Raw genomic sequence first — 20,757 nt, 5'->3', positions numbered from 1 at the left:
GCGCGGGGTGGGGCTGGGCGGGCCGAGGGCGCGGGCGCGGCTATCGGCGCCGGCGACTGATGGCGATCGCCGCGACCGTGCCGCCGGCGACCGCTCCCACGCCGGCCGCCGCCGGAATGCCGACCTTCGCCGCCTTGCGGCCCGTGCGGTAGTCCCGCAGGCGCCAGTCCTTCTCGCGGGCGTGCCTGCGGAGCTTGGCGTCGGGGTTGATGGCGTAGGGGTGGCCGACCAGGGACAGCATCGGGATGTCGTTGTGGCTGTCGCTGTAGGCCGCGCAGCGGGTCAGGTCGAGGCCCTCGGCCGCGGCCAGGGCGCGGACCGCCTCCGCCTTGGCGGGGCCGTGCAGCGGCTCGCCGACCAGCTTGCCGGTGTAGACGCCGTCCACCGACTCGGCCACCGTGCCGAGGGCGCCGGTGAGTCCCAGGCGGCGCGCGATCACCTGGGCGATCTCTACGGGTGCCGCGGTGACCAGCCACACCTTCTGGCCCGCGTCCAGGTGGGCCTGGGCGAGGGCGCGGGTGCCGGGCCAGATGCGGTCGGCCATGTACTCGTCGTAGATCTCCTCGCCGATCGACTCCAGCTCGGCGACCCGGTGGCCCTTGACGATCGACAGGGCCGAGTCGCGGGCGTCCTGCATGTGCTCCGGGTCCTCGACGCCGGCCAGCCGGAACCACGCCTGCTGCCAGGCGAACCTGGCGAGGTCGCGGGTCTCGAAGAACTTGCGCTTGTACAGCCCGCGGCCGAAGTGGAACAGCGCGGCGCCCTGCATCACCGTGTTGTCGAGGTCGAAGAAGGCGGCGGCCTTGTCGTCGCCGATCACCGGGAACTGAGGTTCCTCGGGCGTGGCGCGCGGGGCCTCCTGCGAGGACTTGCGGGCGGCCTCCGCCGAAGCCTCGCCTGCCAACACGCTCCGCGCCGTGGCGGAGCGCCTACGGGGAGTGAGCCATCCGAGAGCGGCCATGACGTGAGCATAGCCAGTCTGTTCGGTGGTTCCTGAGCCGAGAGGTCGGCAGGGTGTGAACACTGCGGAACAGCGTCGTTAAAGAAGCGATCCGGAACGGGCGCGGAGCGCGCGAGAATGGCCGGTATGAGTCCCCTCTTCCGACGCAAGGCAGAGCCGCGCGAGCGGCTGGTCACCCTCGTCCGCAAGCCGGGCTGTCACCTCTGCGACGACGCGCAGCTGGTCGTCGAAAAGGTGTGCGCCGACCTCGGCGTGCCGTGGGAGCCGAAGGACATCACCCAGGACCAGGACCTCCACGACCGCTACTGGGAGCAGATCCCGGTCGTCCTCATCGACGGCGAACAGCACACCTTCTGGCGCGTGAACGAGGAGCGACTGCGCCGGGCACTGACCGAGTAGTCCAAACCGGGCGGAAAGTCGCTTAGGATCAACGGCGGTTTGGTCTCGGGGGCGGGATTCGCGAGGAGTGTGTGCGGTTTTTCCCCCAGTAACGAAGGAGCGCCGGTGCGTATGCGCCGGTTCCCGCCACGGGCGCGAAACCCGCGTGACCCCGGTCACTTCTGCCGGGCAAATCGGACACCATCTTTGTGCACGCGTTCACAAAGACATAGCCTGCTGTCGACGGGGCGGTCTGGGGACGTATGACCGCCTACAGCCCCGCTCTACCCGCAGGAGCACCGTGGCAACTGGCCGAACACACCGACCGGCGACCCGTAGCCGAGGGATTCCCGAGGCCACCGTCGCCCGGCTTCCGCTGTACCTCCGAGCCCTGACCGCACTGTCGGAACGCTCGGTACCCACGGTCTCCTCCGAGGAGCTGGCCGCGGCGGCGGGGGTCAACTCCGCCAAGCTGCGCAAGGACTTCTCGTACCTGGGCTCCTACGGAACGCGCGGTGTCGGCTACGACGTGGAGTACCTCGTCTACCAGATCTCCCGCGAACTCGGCCTGACCCAGGACTGGCCGGTCGTCATCGTCGGTATCGGTAACCTCGGCGCCGCTCTCGCCAACTACGGCGGGTTCGCCTCCCGTGGCTTCCGGGTGGCCGCGCTGATCGACGCCGACCCGGCGATGGCCGGCAAGCCGGTCGCGGGTATCCCGGTGCAGCACACCGACGACCTCGAGAAGATCATCAAGGACAACGGGGTCTCCATCGGCGTGATCGCCACCCCCGCCGGTGCCGCCCAGCAGGTCTGCGACCGGCTCGTGGCCGCCGGCGTGACCTCCATCCTGAACTTCGCGCCGACCGTGCTGTCCGTCCCGGACGGCGTCGACGTGCGCAAGGTCGACCTCTCCATCGAGCTTCAGATCCTCGCCTTCCACGAGCAGCGCAAGGCCGGTGAGGAGACCGCGGCGGGTGACGGTGCGCTTCCCGCGGCCACCACCCGCGAGGACTCCGCCGACCAGGGACCCGACGGGGACGTCCCCGCCGTGATGCCGGCATGAGTCTCCTCGTCGTCGGACTGAGCCACCGCAGCGCCCCGGTCAGCGTGCTGGAGCGGGCCGCGCTGAGCGCGGACGCCCAGATCAAGCTGCTCCAGGACACGGTCGCCGCAGAGCCCGCCACCGAGGCCGCGGTGCTCGCCACCTGCAACCGCATCGAGCTGTACGCCGACGTGGACAAGTTCCACGCCGGTGTCGCCGAGCTGTCCACGCTGCTCGCCCAGCACAGCGGTGTCGGCCTCGAGGAGCTGACTCCTTATCTGTACGTGCACTACGAGGACCGGGCCGTCCACCACCTGTTCTCGGTGGCCTGCGGTCTCGACTCGATGGTCGTCGGCGAGGGGCAGATCCTCGGCCAGATCAAGGACTCCCTGGCCCGTGCGCAGGAGCTGCACACCGCAGGCAGGCTGCTGAACGACCTGTTCCAGCAGGCCCTCCGGGTCGGCAAGCGCGCCCACTCCGAGACCGGCATAGACCGCGCCGGCCAGTCCCTGGTCACCTTCGGCCTGGAGCAGCTGGCCGCGGGCGGTGACGTGCTCGCATGGGCCGCGGGCCGCAACGCGCTGGTCATCGGCGCCGGGTCGATGTCGTCCCTGGCCGCCGCGACGCTCGCGCGCGCCGGGGTCGCCGAGATCGTCGTCGCCAACCGCACCTTCGAGCGCGCCGAGCGGCTCGCGCTCCTGCTCGAAGAGCAATACGGGCACAGCCTCGCCGAGAGTGAGGACACCGGTGGCGTGACCGCGCGCGCGGTACGGATGGACGCCGTGGCCGACGAGCTGACACGTGCCGACGTCGTCGTCTCCTGTACCGGGGCGACGGGTCTGGTGCTCACGGCGGAGGCGGTCGCGCAGGCGGTCGAGGGCCGCACCGGCGCCCCCGCCGCCGAACTCGCCGCCACCGCAGACACCGGCGACGGCGCGCCTACGGCCGGACATGCCAAGGCTTTGCTGCCGCCCACCAGCGTCGGCACCGAGGAGAACTGCCCGCTGGACCTCGCCGCCGTACAGCCCGGCTTCTCCGTCATGGGCGAGGCCGCCGTGGCCGGCATGGACGCGGCCACCCTGGAGCAGCACGCGGCCTGGGCCGCGGGCGGCACGGTGGACCGCCGTGAACGCCGGGGCCCCGAGGCCGACGCCGAGCTGATCACCGCGCTCGCCGCGACCGCCGCCACCGTCGGCCGCATCCCCGAGCGCCGCAAGCCGGAACCGGTCGCCGAGATCCCGCGCCCGGCCCCTGCCGTCTTCCTCCTCGACCTCGCCATGCCCCGGGACATCGACGCGGCCGTGCACCGGCTGGCCGGGGTGCGCCTGGTGGACATCGAGTCGCTGGCGGAGGCGTCCGCCGACGCACCGATGGCGGCGGACGTGGACCAGGTCCGGCGTATCGTCTCCGACGAGGTCGCGGCCTTCGGCGCGGCACAGCGGGCGGCGCACATCACGCCGACCGTCGTCGCGCTGCGCACCATGGCCGCCGACGTCGTCGCCAGCGAGATCGCCCGCCTCGACGGCCGCCTGCCCGACCTGGACGAACGCCAGCGCGGCGAGATCCGGCAGGCCGTGCACCGGGTCGTCGACAAGCTGCTGCACGCGCCGACCGTACGGGTCAAGCAGCTCGCGGCCGAGCCCGGCGGCGCCGGGTACGCGGACGCGCTGCGCACCCTGTTCGACCTCGACCCCGAGACGGTGGCCGCCGTCTCCCGGGCCGGGGACAGCACAGAGAAGAAGGACCGACCGGCATGAGTGAGAAGGCTTTGAGGCTGGGGACCAGGCGCAGCAAGCTCGCCATGGCCCAGTCCGGGCAGGTGGCGGAGGCCGTCCGCCAGGTGACCGGGCGGCCCGTCGAGCTGGTCGAGATCACCACGTACGGCGATGTCTCCCGCGAGGCGCTCGCGCAGATCGGCGGCACCGGCGTGTTCGTCACGGCGCTGCGCGACGCGCTGCTCAAGGGCGAGGTCGACTTCGCGGTTCATTCGCTCAAGGACCTGCCGACCACGCAGCCCGAGGAGCTGGTCCTGGCCGCCATACCGGTGCGCGAGGACCCGCGGGACGTGATCGTCGCGCGCGACGCGCTGAAGTTCACCGATTTGCCGCGCGGAGCGCGCATCGGCACCGGAGCGCCGCGCCGCATGGCGCAGCTGAACGCGTACGCCCGGGCCCACGGCCTGGACATCGAGACCGTCCCGATCCGCGGCAACGTCGACACGCGGATCGGATACGTCCGGGCCGGCGAACTGGACGCGGTGGTGCTGGCCGCCGCCGGACTGAACCGGATCGGCCGGATCGACGAGGTGACCGACTTCCTGTCGGTCGACACGGTTTTGCCCGCCCCCGGCCAGGGGGCCCTGGCGATCGAGTGTGCCGCGGACAACGCGGACCTCATCGCCGCGCTCGGCGAACTCGACGACCCGTTCACCCGGGCCGCCGTGACCGCCGAACGGTCACTGCTCGCCGCCCTGGAGGCCGGCTGCTCCGCCCCTGTGGGCGCGCTGGCCGACCTGCTGGCCGACGGGCAGATTGTCAAGGAAATGCGCCTGCGCGGCGTCGTCGGCACGACCGACGGCTCCCGCATGGTGCAGATGTCCACCACCGGTCCCGTGCCCCAGACGCACGACCGGGCGTTGGCACTCGGTCGCGAACTCGCCACCGAGATGCTCGCCCAGGGCGCGGCCGGTCTGATGGGGGAGCGAGCACATTGAGCCCCACCGCCCTTCCTGCCGCCGGTCCGGAACACGGGCACGTCACCTTCCTCGGTGCCGGACCCGGGGATCCGGGACTGCTGACTCTGCGCGCCGTGGAGGCGCTGTCGCACGCGGACGTCCTGGTCGCCGAGCACGAGGTGCTCGACGTCATCCGGACGCACGCCCGACAGGGCGTCTCCGTCGTGCAGACGGACGCCGATCCCTCCTCGGTCTCGCCGCCGGGCACAGGCACGCCACAGCTGACGGTCGTTGACGGCACGTCAACCCCCGCCGCTGCACCGGCCGCTGCCCGGGATGCCGTTCATCTTGTCATGGAGGCCGCGCGGGGCGGCAGGCGGGTCGTCCGTGCGGTGTCCGGGGACCCCGGACTTGATACGTACGCGGCGGCGGAAATGCTCGCCTGCGCCGCCGCCGGGGTGCCCTTCGAGGTCGTCCCGGGTGTCGCGGCGGCGGTCGGCGTGCCCGCGTACGCCGGTGTGCCGCTGCGGGACGCCGAGGGCGCGGACGTCCGGTTCGTGGACGCCCGTACCGCCTCCGACCGCTGCTGGACGGAGGTGGGCGCGTCGGACGGCACGGTGGTCGTCTCGACGACCCTGGACTCCGTGGCCGCCGCGGCGGGCGAGCTGGTCTCGGCGGGCCGCAAGCCGGACACCCCGCTGACGGTGACGATCGCCGGTACGACGACCCGTCAGCGGACCTGGACCGCGACCCTCGGCACGATCGCCCAGACCCTGAAGCAGGCGAAGGTCCTTCCGTCTCCCGACGGCGGCCGGCCGGTGATAGCCGTGGTCGGCGAGCGTTCCGCCGCCGCCCAGCGCGACCAGTTGTCGTGGTTCGAGTCCAAGCCGCTGTTCGGCTGGAAGGTGCTCGTGCCGCGGACGAAGGAGCAGGCGGCGTCGCTCTCCGACCAGCTGCGGTCCTACGGTGCCGTGCCGCACGAGGTTCCGACGATCGCCGTGGAACCGCCGCGCACGCCCCAGCAGATGGAACGTGCCGTCAAGGGCCTGGTGACGGGCCGGTACGAGTGGATCGCCTTCACGTCCGTCAACGCGGTGAAGGCGGTCCGGGAGAAGTTCGAGGAGTACGGCCTCGACGCCCGTGCCTTCGCGGGCATCAAGGTGGCCGCGGTGGGCGAGCAGACCGCCAAGGCGCTGGTCGCCTTCGGTGTGAAGCCGGACCTGGTGCCGAGCGGGGAGCAGTCGGCCGCCGGTCTGCTGGAGGACTGGCCGCCGTACGACCCGGTGTTCGACCCGATCGACCGTGTCTTCCTGCCGAGGGCCGACATCGCGACGGAGACCCTCGTCGCCGGTCTGATCGAGCTGGGCTGGGAGGTGGACGACGTCACGGCGTACCGGACCGTGCGGGCGTCGCCGCCGCCGGCCGAGACCCGGGAGGCGATCAAGGGCGGTGGCTTCGACGCGGTGCTCTTCACCTCGTCGTCCACGGTCCGCAACCTGGTCGGCATCGCGGGCAAGCCGCACAACGTGACGGTGATCGCGTGCATCGGGCCGGCCACGGCCAAGACGGCCGAGGAGCACGGGCTGCGGGTGGACGTGATGGCTCCCGAGCCGTCCGTGCACAAGCTGGCGGAGGCGCTGGCCGACTTCGGGATGCGCCGTCGCGCGGCGGCCCTGGAGGCCGGCGACCCCGTGACGCGGCCGAGCGAGCGGCGGCCGGGGGCGCGGAGGCGTCGTACGACGACGTGACCTTCGGCTGACACCGTCCTCAGGGGTGCCCAGGTTGTCTGGGCACCCCTGAGGCGTCAGTGCCCGGAGGCGTACGGCAGGAAGGTCGCCCAGGCGGTGGGGGTGAGGGCGAGGCGGGGGCCGGTGGGGTTCTTGGAGTCGCGGACGAGGACGTGGGTCTCGTCGGGGGTGGCCACCTCGACGCAGTCGGGGCCGCTAGACGTGCTGTAGCTGCTCTTTATCCACTCCAGCTTCATGTCTCTCCAAGCACTTTCTCGATGAGGGCCGTCGACTCCCGTGGGCTGAGAGCCTGTGCCCGGATGATTCCATACTGGATGTCGAGGAGTTGAACCTCTTTCGGATCGGCGATCACACGACTGATGTGCACTACCTCGATGTGGCCGACCGCGGTGCCGTCGTTGAGCCTGAGCATCCTGAACGATCCGTCGAGCCCCGAGTTCTCCTCGCGGCCCAGGGGCAACACCTGGAGGTCGACGTTACGGAACTCGGCGACTTCCAGCAGTCGTTCGAGTTGCCCACGCATGACCATCTTGCCTCCGATGAGCCGACGGAGCGTCGACTCACACTGGACAAAGCTGAAGACAGGCCGGGCCGTCGTGTCGTTGACGATCTCCTGCCGTGCCACGCGGGCCGCTACCTGCTGCTCCAGCTCGTCGATGGTGAAGGCTGGGCGACGTGCCCTGAGCACCGCTCGCGCGTACTCCTCCGTCTGCAACAACCCATGGACGACGGAGTTGTTGTAGGCGCACATCTCGACCGCTTCCGCCTCCAGCTTCTTCAGATCCCGCACCTTCTTCGGGTACCGGACCTCCGCGATGTCCTTCTTCATCGCGGAGACCCTGCCGCCCGCACCCAACGCCTCGTCCGCCGCGTCGAGATACTCGGGCCGGGGGATCCGCCGCGCCCGCTCCACGGAGGAGACCAGCTCCTCCCCGTACCCGATGGCCGCGCCGAACTCGGCCTGGGTGAGACCCGCCGCCTCCCGCCACAGCTTCAGTTGCCGCGCGACCGTGCGGATCACCGCCCCGGCCTCCTCGTCCGCCGGCCCCGCCTCACAATCGTTCACGTACTCCGTCCTCCCGCCGCACCCTTCGTGGTCCAACCAGCCCCGCGCGTCCCCGGTCACCCCGTACGACCCGGACGGAACCGGACACCGCACGGACAGCCGCCGGTCGCACGGGCCGCCGCACTTCACAGGCTAAGCACGCGTGGACACGCTGAGTGATGTGAATGAGCGAATCTCCACCCTCCGCACCTCGGCGCACGAGTTCTTCGCCCCTCTGTCCGCGACGCGGCGCGGTGCTCGTCTCGGACGGCTGCTCGCGGCCGAGCAACTGGGCGCGTGGGGCCTGCCGTTGGACCCCGCCCGGTTGATCGTCGCCGAGCTGACGGCGAACGCCGCGCTGCACGGCCGGGTTCGTGGCCGCAGTTTCCGTCTCGCGCTGTCGGTCATCGAGCGGCGCGTCCTGCGCATCGAGGTGACCGACACCCGGGGTGATCAGCTGCCGGTCCGCGGGGCCGCGTCCGACGTGCCCGGCGAGTCCGGCTACGGACTGCTGCTGGTCGAGGAGTTGGCGGACCGCTGGGGCGTGCGGCGCGGGCCGGTGCCCTGCAAGACGGTGTGGGCGGAACTGGATCTCTCAGCCGCCGCCCACCCAGATGACCTCGGCTGATACTCCTTCACCGAGCGGCCGCGCACCGGAGCCCGCAAACACGTGCTGCGGTGGCGGGCGGGCCGGTGCCGCGGGCGGTAAAAGACCAAAGAACCCGGGGAAAAAACCAACCCAACCAACCAAACCTCGCGTACATCACCCGGGCGGGTGAAAGTGGTCGGTCCGGCTGGCGTGGCGGCAGTTCGGGCATGCAGGCTCGCCCCGAGGCATATGCGCCTCACGAACGCACAGCCCCACACATGCATCGGCCCCCGCCGGGACGGCAATCCCAGTGCGAGGGCCTGACCAAAGAGGAAGACGACCCTTCCCCATGGCTGAGAAGAAGCCTAACGCCGCCCTGCGTCCGATTCACGGTGTTCGGCGAAGCGCCACCCCCTCCGGTGTCACCCACGTACGCACGTACCAGTCCGGTCAGTACGTCGTCATCGGCAACCACCTCGCCCAGCACCGCGACCTGTCGCTGACGGCCATCGGACTGGCGACCCACATCCTGTCGGTGCCCGAGGGCACTCCGGTCGACATCCGCAGCCTTGCCGAACGCTTCCCCGAGGGCCGCGACCGGATCGCGTTCGGGCTGCGGGAGCTGGAGGCGCATGGCTATCTGGAGCGGGTCCGCGAGCAGACCGAGTCGGGCCGCCTGGTCACGCGTACCTACGCCCACCACACCCCCGCGGGGGCCGGCGCGCCCCACGCCCCCGTCCGGGTCTCCGGCCGCCCGGCAGCTGCCCCTGCCCGCGCCACCGGCGGTCCGGCGGTCGACGCGCAGGCCCAGGAGACCCCTCAGGAGACGCCCCAGGAGGACGATCAAGCCCGCGTCACGCCGGAAGCGCCCGTGACCGGCGACGAGTCGCCCGCCCCGCCGAAGACGCACGGCTCCGCGCACCCCCCTGCCGACCGGCACCACAGGATGGCCGTCACTCTCCTCGCGGGCCTGCGCCGCACCGACAACCGCCTGACGCTTTCCCAGCGGCAGGTGGACCGGCTCGCGCCCGCCGTTGCTGCCTGGTTCGCGGGTGGCGCCACGGCCGCCGTCGTCCACCGCGTCCTGACCGCCGATCTGCCCGTGGACATGCGACACCCGGCCGGTGTGCTCGCCTATCGCCTCCACGAGCTGCGGCCCGCACCACTCCCCGCGAGCCCACCACCCGCGCCGGTGAACACCGAGGCCACCCGGCGCTTCCCCCATCCGTTGCAGACCTGCGACGGCTGCGAACGCGCGTTCCGCGCCCCACGCCCCGGCCACTGCCGCGACTGCCGCGCTGCTCGGACGGCGCCAGGCGAGGACGTGTGCGCCGCATGAGTTTGCTGTACCGGCCTGCGGCGTCTGCGCAAGCCGCCTGCCGGTGGGGGAGCGGTTCCTCTGCTTGCCGCGTGGACCGGCCGGTGCCGGAAGCGTGTCGATCCTGCTGCTCCGTCGCCACCTCAGCATCGACTACGGCAACACGGCCGATCACGTCGAGCGGGCACGATTACGCCGCTTCTTCTGGGACGCCTGCTGCCTGGTTTCGTCCGACAGCGCGTCGGCAAAGGCGTGGGTTCGGCGGGCGTAGCGTAGAAGACATGACGAAGTACGGATCCTTCCCCGGTACGCGTCCCCGACGGTTGCGCACCACCCCCGTCATGCGCCGCATGGTCGCCGAGACCCGGCTGCACCCCGCCGACCTCATCCTCCCGGCGTTCGTCCGGGAGGGTGTCAGCGAGCCGGTGCCGATCGGGTCGATGCCCGGGGTCGTACAGCACACCCGGGACAGCCTGAAGAAGGCGGCGCTGGAGGCCGTGGAGGCCGGGGTCTCCGGGATCATGCTGTTCGGCGTGCCCGAGGAGAGCAAGAAGGACGCCGTCGGCACCCCCGGCACCGACCCGGACGGGATCCTCCAGGTCGCCATCCGGGACGTGCGCGCCGAGGTCGGGGACGACCTTCTCGTCATGTCGGACCTGTGCCTGGACGAGACCACCGACCACGGCCACTGCGGGGTGCTGGACGCAGAGGGGCGCGTCGACAACGACGCCACCCTGGAGCGGTACGCGGAGATGGCGCAGGTGCAGGCCGACGCCGGAGCCCATGTCGTCGGCCCCAGCGGGATGATGGACGGTCAGATCGGCGTCGTCCGCGACGCGCTCGACCAGATCGGGCGCGAGGACGTCGCGATCCTCGCCTACACCGCCAAGTACTCCTCGGCCTTCTACGGCCCCTTCCGCGAGGCCGTCGCCTCCTCGCTGCAGGGCGACCGCAAGACCTACCAGCAGGACCCGGCCAACTGGCGCGAGTCCCTGCGGGAGCTGGAACTGGACCTGGCCGAGGGCGCCGACATGGTGATGGTCAAGCCGGCCGGGCCCTACCTCGACATCCTCGCCCGGGTCGCGGACGCCGTGGACGTGCCCGTCGCCGCCTACCAGATCTCCGGCGAGTACGCGATGATCGAGGCCGCCGCCGAGAAGGGCTGGGTGGACCGCGACCGGGCCATCTTCGAGACCCTGACCGGCATCAAGCGGGCCGGCGCGCGGAACATCCTCACCTACTGGGCCACCGAAGTGGCCCAGAAGCTGCGCCGGTCCGCGTGACACTCACCAGTTGACGGCGTCGTCCACGTCCTGCTGCCAGTACGTCACCTCCAGCGAACTGTCGTAGTAGACGCCCTTGGCGGGCAGGGACGGGGTGGCGGACGGGCCGCCGCTGCTGTTCGGGGTGTAGCCCTGGAAGGCCAGGGTCAGCTTGTGGGCGGTCCTCCCGCCGGTGCCGCTGCCGTCGGCGGCCGACAGCAGCACACCCGCGTACCCCGACTCACCGGGCGCCAGGGAGACCACGGCCTGCGGCTGGGTGGCCTCGTCGGCCTGCGGCACCCACTGCATCTGGTCGAAGCGCAGGACCGGCCAGTACGGCAGGTCGCAGGTCTTGCTTCCGGTGTTCTTCACCGTGAGCAGCATGTGGTTGAGGGGCCGGGAGAGCGGCTGGGCGGTCACGGTGGTGTTCGTGCCGTTGCACAGCACGGCGGAGCCGCCGGTGCGGGTGTGCTGACTTCCTCGGGTGGCGGAGGCGGAGGCGGGGGCCTGGGCGCTGGGCGTGCGGGTACGGGCCACGGGCGTGCCGTCCGCCGTACCACCGACGGTGCCGGCGCTGGTCCGGGTGCTGTCGCCGGTGGTGGCGGCGCCCACGGGCGTCTTCGTCGCGCCCGACTCCACCTCCGTCGCCGTCGGCCGGGAGGCGCCCTCGTCCTCGGTGCCCGTTCCGCTCCCGCACGCCGTGAGCGCCAGGGCGGCGACGGCGGTGCCGGTGGCGGCGAGCAGACGGATATGGCGCATACGCATGGCAAGTCCTCTTTCGGGCCGGGCCGGTTGTCGTGCTTGGATGACCAACAGCCTGTGGGCGGCTCCGTCCCGGTGGCCAGCACCTGCCGGTGATCCGGGACGCTGGAATGCCCATACCGGCTTTGACCTGCGGAAGCGGTTCCTGCCTGGAACGCCGGGGTGGGACGAGGGGGGAAGGGGAACGGTGTCCGAGGGTACGTCTGAGAGCGGTTTCGCCGAGCTGCTGCGGGAGGTGAAGAACCGCTCCGGGCACAGCTACGGCACGCTCGCCAAACGGCTGCACATGAGTACGTCGACGCTGCACCGCTACTGCAACGGGGACGCCGTACCGACGGACTACGCGCCCGTGGAACGGCTGGCCCGGCTGTGCAAGGCCACGCCCGAGGAACTGGTGGAACTGCACCGGCGGTGGATCCTGGCCGACGCGGGGCGGGGGCGGAAGGGCCCGGAGCCGGCACGGGCCGCGCGGGCACCGGTGCCGGCGGGAGACCGGGAGCCGGAGTCCGAGTCGCAGTCGGAGCCGCGGTCCGGATCGCAGTCGGAGCCGCAGTCCGAGTTACCGCCCGAGTCGCAGTCGGAGCCGATGGGCGCGCCGGAGAAGCCGGCTGGGCCGGAGCCGGAGCCGGCGGGCGGGCAGGGACCGAAGGCGGAGCCCTCCGCAGGGGCGCGGCGGCGGAGCCGGGCCGTTCTCCTCGCCGCCGTCACCGTCACCGCGCTGCTCGGCGGCGTGGCCGTCGCCCTGAATCTGCCCTCAGCAGACGGAGAAGAGGACGGCAAGGGCACGGCGGCGGCCACGGCCACCGCGGGGGCCGCCGCCCCGCACCGCACACCGGCGAAGCCGACGGCCGGAACACCGACGCCGCGCAGGTCCGCCGCCCGCTCGGTCTCCCCGTCCGCCGACTCCGCCGAGGCCCCCGGAACCGGCGCCGGCAGCGGCAGGCCCGCGGGCAGGCCGAGCGCCTCCGCGACCGGGCGGACGTCCGCCGCCCCGCCCCTCACCGTCACCACCCACCCCTACAGCTGGGTGGACCCCTGTTCCCAGCACTACCTGATCGACCGGCCGCCGACCGACGTCGCCCCGCCGCCGCTGGAACAGGACGCGCCCGCCTGGGTGGACGTGCACAAGGCGGTGTCGGCCGGGGAGCAGTTCGTCACCTTCACGGTGCAGGGCACCGGCAAGGAGACCGTCGTCCTGGAGCGGCTGTCCGTGCGCATGGCGGGCAAGCGGCCCCCGCTCGCCTGGAACGACTACGCGATGGGTTATCCCGGCGTCGGCTGCGGCGGCGGCGTGCCGACCCACTCCTTCACGGTCGCCCTGGACGCGATGCGCCCCGCGCCCGTGCCGGAGGCCGGGCACCGCAACTTCCCGTTCAAGGTGAGCCAGTCCGACCCCGAGGTCTTCTACGTCACGGCCGACGCGTCCGCGTACGACGTCAGCTGGTACCTGGAGCTGGCCTGGTCCAGCGGGAGCCGGCACGGCACCCTGTCGATCGACGATGCCGGACGCCCGTTCCGCACCAGCGGCAACAACGGACGCCCGGCCTACGCCTTCCCACTCGGCGGCGAGAAGTGGCAACCGGCGTCGGAGGCCGACTGAGCGCGCCCCGGCGGGGTGCCTCAGTCCCACCAGAAGGACCAACTGGTGGCGCCGACGAGCTCCTTGGCGTACGCCCCTATGCTCCCCGGCCCGCTCTGCGCGACGGTGTTCGGGCACAGGGCGTAGTGCTCGGCGGCCAGCACCTCCGCGTCGCCGAGCGTGCCGGGCGGCGCTGCCACGGACACCACCAGGCTGTCCAGGCCCAGTCCCACGACCCGGATGCCGAACCGGTCCTCCCACGAGCGCAGCACCGCGCTGACCCGGGCCACGTCGCTCTCGTAGTTCAAGGGGCCGGTCCACCCGATTGCGGCGGGTATGTCGGCGGACCGGCGGGCCGGTACGAGGGCCAGGTGCGGTTCCTCCATCCACTCGGCCCATGCGCCCGGGTCACTGTTCAGCGCGTCGGCGACCTGCGCGGCACGGGAGTCCGGGTCGGCGCAGAGAACCCCGGCCGGCGCGAGCCCCGGCCACTCCGTCCCGAACGGCTCGATCTCGTTGCCGGCATGCCCGTCGGTCTCCTCGTGCCAGTACTCCGCGAGCACCTCCTCGGCATCGTGGTCCCCCGGGTACGACGCCTCACCCGGCAGCAGCATCCAGTCCTCGACACCGCTCCGGCAACCGGCCAGGTCCACCAGCACCGGCAGCAGCCCGGCCCGCGCCGCAGGCGCCCCGAGCGCCTTCCAGGTGCCGGCGGCGGCGGGTTTCTCCGCGTGCCACAGCAGGGGCTCGTGCCAGGGCCCGTCGTCCGTCGCGTCCACCAGCCTGCCGGGCGGCAGTCGAAGCGCCAGTGAACGCCCACTGGGGTCGGTGGCCAGCCTGGGCAGCGGGTTGGGAAGAGTCGCCATACCGCCGACTGTACGGGCCCCCACTGACAACACCCGCGGCCGTCACCGCCGTTGCCGCGCCACCGGGCGGTCAGACCAGCGTGGTGATGCAGAACGGGTGGCCCGCCGGGTCGAGCAGGACCCGCCAGCGGTCCGGCTGCGGCTGCGCCTCCGGCTTGGTCGCGCCCAGCTTCAGCAGGTGGGCCTCGGCCGCCTCCAGGTCGTCCACGCCCACCTCGATGTGGGCCTGCTTCTCCTGGGCCGGGTCCGGCCAGGTGGGGCGGCGGTAGTCGGCCAGGCGGTTGAAGCCCAGGCCCGGTGCGCCGTCCTTGCCGCCGAGGAAGACGAACTCGTCGGAGGTGTAGGCGACGGAGAGGCCGAACATCTCGCCGTAGAAACGGGACAGTTCGACCGGGTCGGCGCAGTCGAAGGTGACGGCGGCGTAGCGGAGGACGGGTGCGGAAGTGGTGTCTGTGCTCATGGGGACGACCGTAGGACACAACCCGGACAGATATGGTCCTGGTTGTGCGGGCACCTGTGAAAAACTTCCCCCGTGCTCAGCGCGTCCACCCGTCTGCTGCGCCTGCTCGCGCTGCTCGCCGCCCGGCCCGCCTGGACCTGCGCCGAGCTGGCCGACCGCATGGCCGTCACCGACCGCACGGTCCGGCGGGACATCGCCAAACTGCGGGAACTCGGCTACACCGTCGACTCCGACGCCGGCCCCTGGGGTGGCTACCGGCTCCGGGCCGGCTCCCGCATGCCACCGCTGATCCTGGACGACGAGGAAGCGCTGGCCGTCGCCGTCGGCCTGCGCGAAGCGGCGCTGAACGGCTCCCTCGGCGGCGACCAGGCCGCCCTGTCCGCCCTGCTCAAGCTGCGCCAGGTGCTGCCGCCCCGGGTCGCCGAACGGCTCGCGGAGTGGGACGACGCCCTCGTACGGCTGCCCTGGCCCGCGGAACCGCAGCTGCGGCCCGGCATGTTGCTGGAACTGGCCGCCGCCTGCCGGCGCGGTGAGCGCGCCCGGCTGTCGTACTGCGACGGACAGGACCGGCGTACGGTCCGGGACGTCGACCCCTACCGGCTCGTGCACACCGGCCGGCGCTGGTACTTCGTCGCCCGGGACGTGGCCCGGGGCTGGCGCACCTTCCGGGCCGACCGCGTCGAACGGCTCCAGCCCACCGGGCAGCCCGTGGAGATCACCGACCCGCCCGACCCGGCACAGCTCGTCTCCCGCAACACCGCGAACGGCCCCTATCCGCTGTCGGCCACCGTCCGCCTCCCCCTGCCCATGGACCGGGCGTTGCGGCTCGTCCCCGCGACCGTCGGCACCCACCGGCCGGACGGCCCGGACGCGACGATCGTGGACATCGGCGGCCCCGACGCGGACGGCCTGGCCCGCTACCTCCTCGGCCTGGCGACTCCCCTGCGGGTACTCGCCCCCGAATCCGTACGGCAGGCCCTGCTCCGCCGCACCCGGGAACTCCTCGCCGCCCACACGGACGACGGCCCGCCCTCATCGTGAGGACGGGCCGCCGGCCTGTATCGCGTGTGTGCCGCTCGGTCAGAGCTTCTCGGGCGTCCGGATGCCCAGCAGAGCCATGCCCTGGTGCAGGGTGCGGGCCGTGAGGTCGCTGAGGAACAGACGGTTCTCCGCGACTTCCCGCGGGGGCTGCGGCTTGATGACCGGGCACTTGTCGTAGAACGACGTGAACAGTGACGCCAGCTGGTACAGGTACGCCGCCAGCTTGTGCGGGGCGTACTCCGCCGCCGCCTCCCGGACCGTCTCCGCGAAGGAGTCCAGGTGCAGGCCCAGGGCGCGCTCCGCCTCGTGCAGGTCCAGCTCCGGGTGAGCCGCCGGGCGGACCTCGCCGGCCTTGCGGAGGATCGACTGGATACGGGCGTAGGCGTACTGGAGGTAGACGGACGTGTCGCCGTTCAGCGAGACCATCTGGTCCAGGTCGAACTTGTAGTCCCGGTTCGCCGACGTCGACAGGTCCGCGTACTTCACCGCGCCGATGCCCACCTGGGCACCCCGCTCGGCGATCTCCTCCTCGGACAGGTCCTGTGCCTTCTCCCGGACCACCGCCGACGCCCGCTCGATCGCCTCGTCCAGCAGGTCGACCAGGCGGACCGTCTCGCCCTCACGCGTCTTGAACGGCTTGCCGTCCTTGCCGAGGACCGTGCCGAAGGCCAGCTGGTGCGCCTTGACGTCGTCGTTCAGCCAGCCGGCCCGGCGGGCGGTCTCGAAGACCATCCGGAAGTGCAGGGCCTGCCGGGCGTCCACGACGTACAGCAGGGTGTTCGCCTTCAGGTTGAAGACACGGTCGCGGATCGCGGACAGGTCGGTGGCCGCGTAGCCGTAGCCGCCGTCCGACTTCTGCACGATCAGCGGGACAGGATTGCCGTCCGGGCCCTTGATGTCGTCGAAGAAGACGCACAGCGCGCCCTCGGAGCGGACCGCGACACCCGACTCCTCCAGGAGGCGGCAGGTCTCCGCCAGCATGTCGTTGTAGCCGGACTCGCCGACGATGTCGGGGTCCCGGATCTCCATGTCCAGCTTCTCGAAGACGGAGAAGAAGTAGATCTTCGACTCGTCCACGAACTTCTGCCACGTCGCGAGCGTGTGCGGGTCACCGGCCTGGAGGTCCACCACCCGGCGGCGCGCCCGCGTCTTGAACTCCTCGTCGGAGTCGAAGAGCCTGCGCGCGGCCTTGTAGAGGCGGTCGAGGTTCGACATCGCCTCCTCGCCGGACACCGCGCCCTCGGCGGACTTGTGGTCCAGCTCGTGCGGGTGCTCGTCCAGGTACTGGATGAGCATGCCGAACTGGGTGCCCCAGTCGCCGATGTGGTGACGCCGGACCACGTTCTCGCCGGTGAACTCCAGCAGCTGCACCACCGAGTCGCCGATCACCGCGGACCGCAGGTGACCGACGTGCATCTCCTTCGCCACGTTCGGCTGCGCGTAGTCGATCACCGTCGTGCCCGGCTGCTCCGCGGACGGCACGCCGAGGCGGCCCGTCTCGTCCGCGTACCGCGCGGCCAGGCTCTCGGTGATCGCCCGGTCCGCGATCGTGATGTTCAGGAAGCCGGGGCCCGAGACCTCGACGTCCTTGATCACGGCACCCGTCACCACCTGGGAGACGACCTGGGTCGCCAGCTCCCGCGGGTTCGCCTTCGCCTTCTTGGCCAGGGCCAGAATGCCGTTGGCCTGGAAGTCGGCCCGGTCGCTTCGTCGCAGCAGCGGGTCCGCGCCGGCGGCCTCCGGCAGGATGGCCGAGAGAGCGGACGCGAGGTGCTGCTGGACGTTGTCGCTGAGGGACGTGACCGAGGCCATAGGAATGGGTGCCGTTCTCCTCGTGGGGATGGATAGTCCCGGCCAGTATCCCACGGGGGGTAAAGCCGTTTTCCCGGGCGCGAGCCGGTCTGTGAGAATGGGGTGTCACCCCGTTCAGAAAGAAGGACGTGCCGATCGTGGCTCAGAGCACCGAGACGACCGACTGGGTCTCCCGTTTCGCGGATGAGGTCATCGAGGAATCGGAGCGCCGGGCCCCGGGCAAACCGGTCGTCGTCGCGTCCGGACTGTCCCCGTCCGGCCCGATCCACCTCGGCAACCTCCGCGAGGTCATGACCCCGCACCTGGTCGCCGACGAGGTCCGCCGCCGCGGCCACGAGGTCCGCCACCTGATCTCCTGGGACGACTACGACCGCTACCGCAAGGTGCCGGCCGGCGTCGCGGGCGTCGACGAGACCTGGGCCGAGCACATCGGCAAGCCGCTGACCTCCGTCCCGGCGCCGAAGGGCTCGCCGCACCCGAACTGGGCCGAGCACTTCAAGGCCGCGATGATCGAGTCGCTGGCCCAGCTCGGCGTCGAGTTCGAGGGGATCAGCCAGACCGAGCAGTACACGTCCGGCGTCTACCGCGAGCAGATCCTGCACGCCATGAAGCACCGCGGCGACATCGACGCGATCCTCGCCCAGTACCGGACCAAGCCGAAGGCCGCCAAGAAGCAGCAGAAGGCCGTCGACGAGGCCGAACTGGAGGCCGAGGAGGGCTCCGGGGCCGCGTCCGAGGACGACGGCAGCTCCGGCTCCGCCGGCTACTTCCCGTACAAGCCGTACTGCGGCAACTGCGGCAAGGACCTGACGACGGTCACCTCGTACGACGACGACACCACCGAGCTGGCGTACACGTGCAACGAGTGCGCCTTCGCGGAGACCGTCCGGCTGACCGAGTTCAACCGCGGCAAGCTCGTCTGGAAGGTCGACTGGCCCATGCGCTGGGCCTACGAGGGCGTGATCTTCGAGCCCAGCGGCGTCGACCACTCCTCGCCGGGATCCTCCTTCCAGGTCGGCGGCCAGATCGTCGGCATCTTCGGCGGCAAGCAGCCGATCGGCCCGATGTACGCCTTCGTCGGCATCAGCGGCATGGCGAAGATGTCCTCCTCGCGTGGTGGCGTGCCCACCCCGGCCGACGCGCTGAAGATCATGGAGCCGCAGCTCCTGCGCTGGCTCTACGCCCGCCGCAAGCCCAACCAGTCCTTCAAGATCGCCTTCGACCAGGAGATCCAGCGGCTCTACGACGAGTGGGACAAGCTCGTCGCCAAGGTCGCCGACGGCTCCGCCCTGCCGGCCGACGTCGCCGCCTACACCCGGGCCGTCGGCACCGCCACCGGCGAGCTGCCCAGGACGGCGCGCCCGCTGCCGTACCGCACCCTCGCCTCCGTCGCCGACATCACCGCCGGCCACGAGGACCAGGCCCTGCGGATCCTCTCCGAGCTGGACCCCGAGCAGCCGCTGGCCTCCCTGGACGAGGCACGGCCGCGCTACGACCGGGCCGAGGCGTGGATCAACACGCACGTCCCCGCCGACCAGCGCACCATCGTCCGCGACGAGCCCGACGCCGAACTGCTGAAGTCCCTCGACGAGGCGTCCCAGCAGTCCGTACGGCTCCTGCTCGACGGACTGGCCGACCACTGGTCGCTCGACGGGCTGAGCCACCTCGTCTACGGCGTGCCGAAGGTCCAGGCCGGGTTCTCCGCCGATGCCACGCCCAAGGAGCTGCCGCCGGAGATCAAGACGGCCCAGCGCTCCTTCTTCGCCCTGCTGTACCACCTGCTCGTCGGGCGGGACACCGGGCCGCGCCTGCCCACGCTGCTGCTCGCCGTCGGGCAGGAGCGGGTGCGGCGCCTGCTCGGCGAGTAAGCGGTCATGAAGAAGGGGCCCTCCGAGACGGAGGGCCCCTTCTTCATGGCGTCACGTCTTCATGGCGTCACGCGATGTGGTCTTCTTCCAGTTCCGCCGAATGGCGCTGCTGGAAACGGTCCACGAGGGTCTTCAGCTCACCGGGGCTGAGCTGGGTGCCGTAGGTCGCCTGGATGTTGTCGCCCAGGACCCGGGGCGTGGGATAGCTGCCGTCTATCGACTGGCGGAAGACCTGGTAGTAGCCCTCCTCGTCCGGCTCGACGGGGGGAGTGCCGCCGCCCTCGCCCAGCTCGCGGGTGCGGTTCGGGCCCACCGGTATGGGGAAGCTGCCGGTCTCCTCGGGGGAGGGCTGCTGGAAGTCCTCCCCCACCTGCTCCTCGTACCAGCCCTCGTACTGCTCCTCCGGGGCGTACTGGGGCTCCTGGAGCATCGGGTCGTAGGTGGGGTCGTAACCGCCGTGGTACTCCACCTCGCGGGGGGCCTGGAACCAAGGGCTCTGGTCGTCCGCCGGCGCGTTGTCCGGTTGCCCGGGGTTCCGGCCGGGGCGCTGGCGGGGCAACTCCGGGCGCTGCTCGCGGGAAGGTGCCGCCTGCACGGGGACGGGTGCCGGCCCGGCGGCACGTCCGCCCGCGGCCACGGCGGGCAGCAGGGACGGCTCTATCCCCGCCGCCGCCAACCCGGCCGGGGCCGTCTCCGCCAGAGGCACGCCGTACCTCGCCAGCCTCAGCGGCATCAGGGACTCCACGGGAGCCTTCCTGCGCCACGCCCGGCCGAAGCGGGACCGCAGCCGGGCCTGGTAGACGAGACGTTCCTGCTCCAGCTTGATCACCTGGTCGTAGGAACGCAGCTCCCACAGCTTCATACGGCGCCACAGCAGGAACGTCGGCACCGGGGAGAGGAGCCAGCGGGTGAGCCGGACCCCCTCCATGTGCTTGTCCGCCGTGATGTCCGCGATCCGGCCGATCGCGTGGCGGGCCGCCTCCACCGCCACCACGAACAGGACCGGGATCACCGCGTGCATGCCCACACCCAGCGGATCCGGCCAGGCGGCGGCACCGTTGAACGCGATCGTCGCCGCCGTCAGCAGCCACGCCGTCTGGCGCAGCAGCGGGAAGGGGATACGGATCCAGGTCAGCAGCAGGTCGAGGGCGAGGAGGACACAGATACCTGCGTCGATGCCGATCGGGAACACATAGGAGAAGTTCCCGAAGCCCTTCTTGATGGCCAGCTCACGGACAGCGGCGTACGAACCGGCGAAGCCGATACCGGCGATGATCAAGGCGCCGGACACGACCACGCCGATGAGTACGCGGTGCATCCGAGTCAGCTGCAGTGGCGCGGCCACTCGT

The 20,757-nt window shown here is 71.6% G+C and carries 20 protein-coding genes; 12 read left to right on the top strand and 8 right to left on the bottom strand.

Features of this window, described 5'->3' with window-relative positions:
* Positions 1-40: 40 nt before the first annotated feature.
* Positions 41-961 carry an HAD family hydrolase gene (locus ACZ7DL_RS03850; protein WP_470771148.1) on the bottom strand — a complete coding sequence of 307 codons (921 nt, stop codon included), beginning with the start codon at positions 959-961 and terminating at the stop codon, positions 41-43.
* 117 nt (positions 962-1,078) lie between these two features.
* Between ACZ7DL_RS03850 and ACZ7DL_RS03845 the strand changes: the two genes are divergently transcribed.
* From ACZ7DL_RS03845 to ACZ7DL_RS03825, 5 genes are all read left to right on the top strand, one after another.
* Positions 1,079-1,360, top strand: coding sequence for a glutaredoxin family protein (locus ACZ7DL_RS03845; protein ID WP_470771146.1), 282 nt, complete (start codon positions 1,079-1,081; stop codon positions 1,358-1,360).
* Positions 1,361-1,640: 280 nt separating this feature from the next.
* Complete coding sequence (locus ACZ7DL_RS03840) at positions 1,641-2,405, top strand: redox-sensing transcriptional repressor Rex (RefSeq protein WP_470771144.1); 765 nt, start codon at positions 1,641-1,643, stop codon at positions 2,403-2,405.
* Positions 2,402-4,141 (top strand): glutamyl-tRNA reductase, encoded by a 1,740-nt coding sequence (locus tag ACZ7DL_RS03835; protein WP_470771143.1) that lies wholly within the window; start codon positions 2,402-2,404, stop codon positions 4,139-4,141. The genes ACZ7DL_RS03840 and ACZ7DL_RS03835 overlap by 4 nt, the downstream gene beginning before the upstream one ends.
* Complete coding sequence (hemC, locus tag ACZ7DL_RS03830) at positions 4,138-5,097, top strand: hydroxymethylbilane synthase (RefSeq protein WP_470771142.1); 960 nt, start codon at positions 4,138-4,140, stop codon at positions 5,095-5,097. Before ACZ7DL_RS03835 ends, hemC begins: the two co-directional genes overlap by 4 nt.
* The gene (locus ACZ7DL_RS03825) at positions 5,094-6,806 is read left to right on the top strand and encodes a bifunctional uroporphyrinogen-III C-methyltransferase/uroporphyrinogen-III synthase (RefSeq protein WP_470771141.1); all 1,713 of its coding nucleotides are present in this window, start codon (positions 5,094-5,096) and stop codon (positions 6,804-6,806) included. The genes hemC and ACZ7DL_RS03825 overlap by 4 nt, the downstream gene beginning before the upstream one ends.
* 56 nt (positions 6,807-6,862) lie before the next feature.
* Here ACZ7DL_RS03825 and ACZ7DL_RS03820 read toward each other — a convergent pair whose 3' ends face one another.
* On the bottom strand, positions 6,863-7,042 hold the full coding sequence (locus ACZ7DL_RS03820) for a DUF397 domain-containing protein (RefSeq protein ID WP_470771139.1): 180 nt from the start codon (positions 7,040-7,042) through the stop codon (positions 6,863-6,865).
* Positions 7,039-7,872 carry a helix-turn-helix domain-containing protein gene (locus ACZ7DL_RS03815; protein ID WP_470771212.1) on the bottom strand — a complete coding sequence of 278 codons (834 nt, stop codon included), beginning with the start codon at positions 7,870-7,872 and terminating at the stop codon, positions 7,039-7,041. Before ACZ7DL_RS03815 ends, ACZ7DL_RS03820 begins: the two co-directional genes overlap by 4 nt.
* 160 nt (positions 7,873-8,032) lie before the next feature.
* On the opposite strand from ACZ7DL_RS03815, the gene ACZ7DL_RS03810 reads away from it, so the two are divergent.
* The 4 genes from ACZ7DL_RS03810 to hemB all read left to right on the top strand — a co-directional run bounded on the left by ACZ7DL_RS03810 (position 8,033) and on the right by hemB (position 11,041).
* Positions 8,033-8,479, top strand: coding sequence for an ATP-binding protein (locus ACZ7DL_RS03810; protein WP_470771137.1), 447 nt, complete (start codon positions 8,033-8,035; stop codon positions 8,477-8,479).
* A gap of 310 nt (positions 8,480-8,789) precedes the next feature.
* Positions 8,790-9,779, top strand: a complete 990-nt coding sequence (locus ACZ7DL_RS03805; RefSeq protein ID WP_470771136.1) for a helix-turn-helix domain-containing protein — start codon at positions 8,790-8,792, stop codon at positions 9,777-9,779.
* Between the two features lie 94 nt (positions 9,780-9,873).
* Positions 9,874-10,029, top strand: a complete 156-nt coding sequence (locus ACZ7DL_RS03800) for a hypothetical protein (RefSeq protein WP_470771135.1) — start codon at positions 9,874-9,876, stop codon at positions 10,027-10,029.
* A gap of 10 nt (positions 10,030-10,039) precedes the next feature.
* Positions 10,040-11,041, top strand: coding sequence for a porphobilinogen synthase (gene hemB, locus ACZ7DL_RS03795; RefSeq protein ID WP_470771134.1), 1,002 nt, complete (start codon positions 10,040-10,042; stop codon positions 11,039-11,041).
* A gap of 3 nt (positions 11,042-11,044) precedes the next feature.
* Here hemB and ACZ7DL_RS03790 read toward each other — a convergent pair whose 3' ends face one another.
* Positions 11,045-11,779, bottom strand: a complete 735-nt coding sequence (locus ACZ7DL_RS03790) for a DUF4232 domain-containing protein (RefSeq protein WP_470771211.1) — start codon at positions 11,777-11,779, stop codon at positions 11,045-11,047.
* A 190-nt stretch (positions 11,780-11,969) separates the two neighbouring features.
* On the opposite strand from ACZ7DL_RS03790, the gene ACZ7DL_RS03785 reads away from it, so the two are divergent.
* Positions 11,970-13,382, top strand: a complete 1,413-nt coding sequence (locus tag ACZ7DL_RS03785) for a helix-turn-helix domain-containing protein (protein ID WP_470771133.1) — start codon at positions 11,970-11,972, stop codon at positions 13,380-13,382.
* Positions 13,383-13,402: 20 nt separating this feature from the next.
* Here the strand turns inward: ACZ7DL_RS03785 and ACZ7DL_RS03780 are convergent, their stop codons facing one another.
* Both ACZ7DL_RS03780 and ACZ7DL_RS03775 read right to left on the bottom strand, forming a co-directional pair.
* The gene (locus tag ACZ7DL_RS03780; RefSeq protein WP_470771132.1) at positions 13,403-14,227 is read right to left on the bottom strand and encodes a DUF4253 domain-containing protein; all 825 of its coding nucleotides are present in this window, start codon (positions 14,225-14,227) and stop codon (positions 13,403-13,405) included.
* Between the two features lie 70 nt (positions 14,228-14,297).
* Positions 14,298-14,687 (bottom strand): VOC family protein, encoded by a 390-nt coding sequence (locus ACZ7DL_RS03775; protein ID WP_470771131.1) that lies wholly within the window; start codon positions 14,685-14,687, stop codon positions 14,298-14,300.
* 72 nt (positions 14,688-14,759) lie between these two features.
* Here ACZ7DL_RS03775 and ACZ7DL_RS03770 point away from each other — a divergent pair, with 72 nt between their 5' ends.
* Entirely contained in the window at positions 14,760-15,728 is a 969-nt protein-coding gene (locus ACZ7DL_RS03770; protein WP_470771130.1) for a helix-turn-helix transcriptional regulator, read from the top strand.
* A gap of 39 nt (positions 15,729-15,767) precedes the next feature.
* Here ACZ7DL_RS03770 and argS read toward each other — a convergent pair whose 3' ends face one another.
* Positions 15,768-17,540, bottom strand: coding sequence for an arginine--tRNA ligase (gene argS, locus ACZ7DL_RS03765; protein ID WP_470771129.1), 1,773 nt, complete (start codon positions 17,538-17,540; stop codon positions 15,768-15,770).
* Positions 17,541-17,668: 128 nt separating this feature from the next.
* Here argS and lysS point away from each other — a divergent pair, with 128 nt between their 5' ends.
* Positions 17,669-19,408, top strand: coding sequence for a lysine--tRNA ligase (gene lysS / locus ACZ7DL_RS03760; RefSeq protein ID WP_470771127.1), 1,740 nt, complete (start codon positions 17,669-17,671; stop codon positions 19,406-19,408).
* 67 nt (positions 19,409-19,475) lie between these two features.
* On the opposite strand, the gene ACZ7DL_RS03755 is transcribed toward lysS, so the two are convergent.
* Positions 19,476-20,726 carry a DUF2637 domain-containing protein gene (locus tag ACZ7DL_RS03755; RefSeq protein WP_470771210.1) on the bottom strand — a complete coding sequence of 417 codons (1,251 nt, stop codon included), beginning with the start codon at positions 20,724-20,726 and terminating at the stop codon, positions 19,476-19,478.
* Between the last annotated feature and the right edge of the window lie 31 nt (positions 20,727-20,757).

This window comes from Streptomyces sp. NPDC036984 (assembly GCF_055607665.1).
Note: the sequence above shows the minus strand (reverse complement) of the source record. Positions and strands in the feature narration are given on the sequence as shown.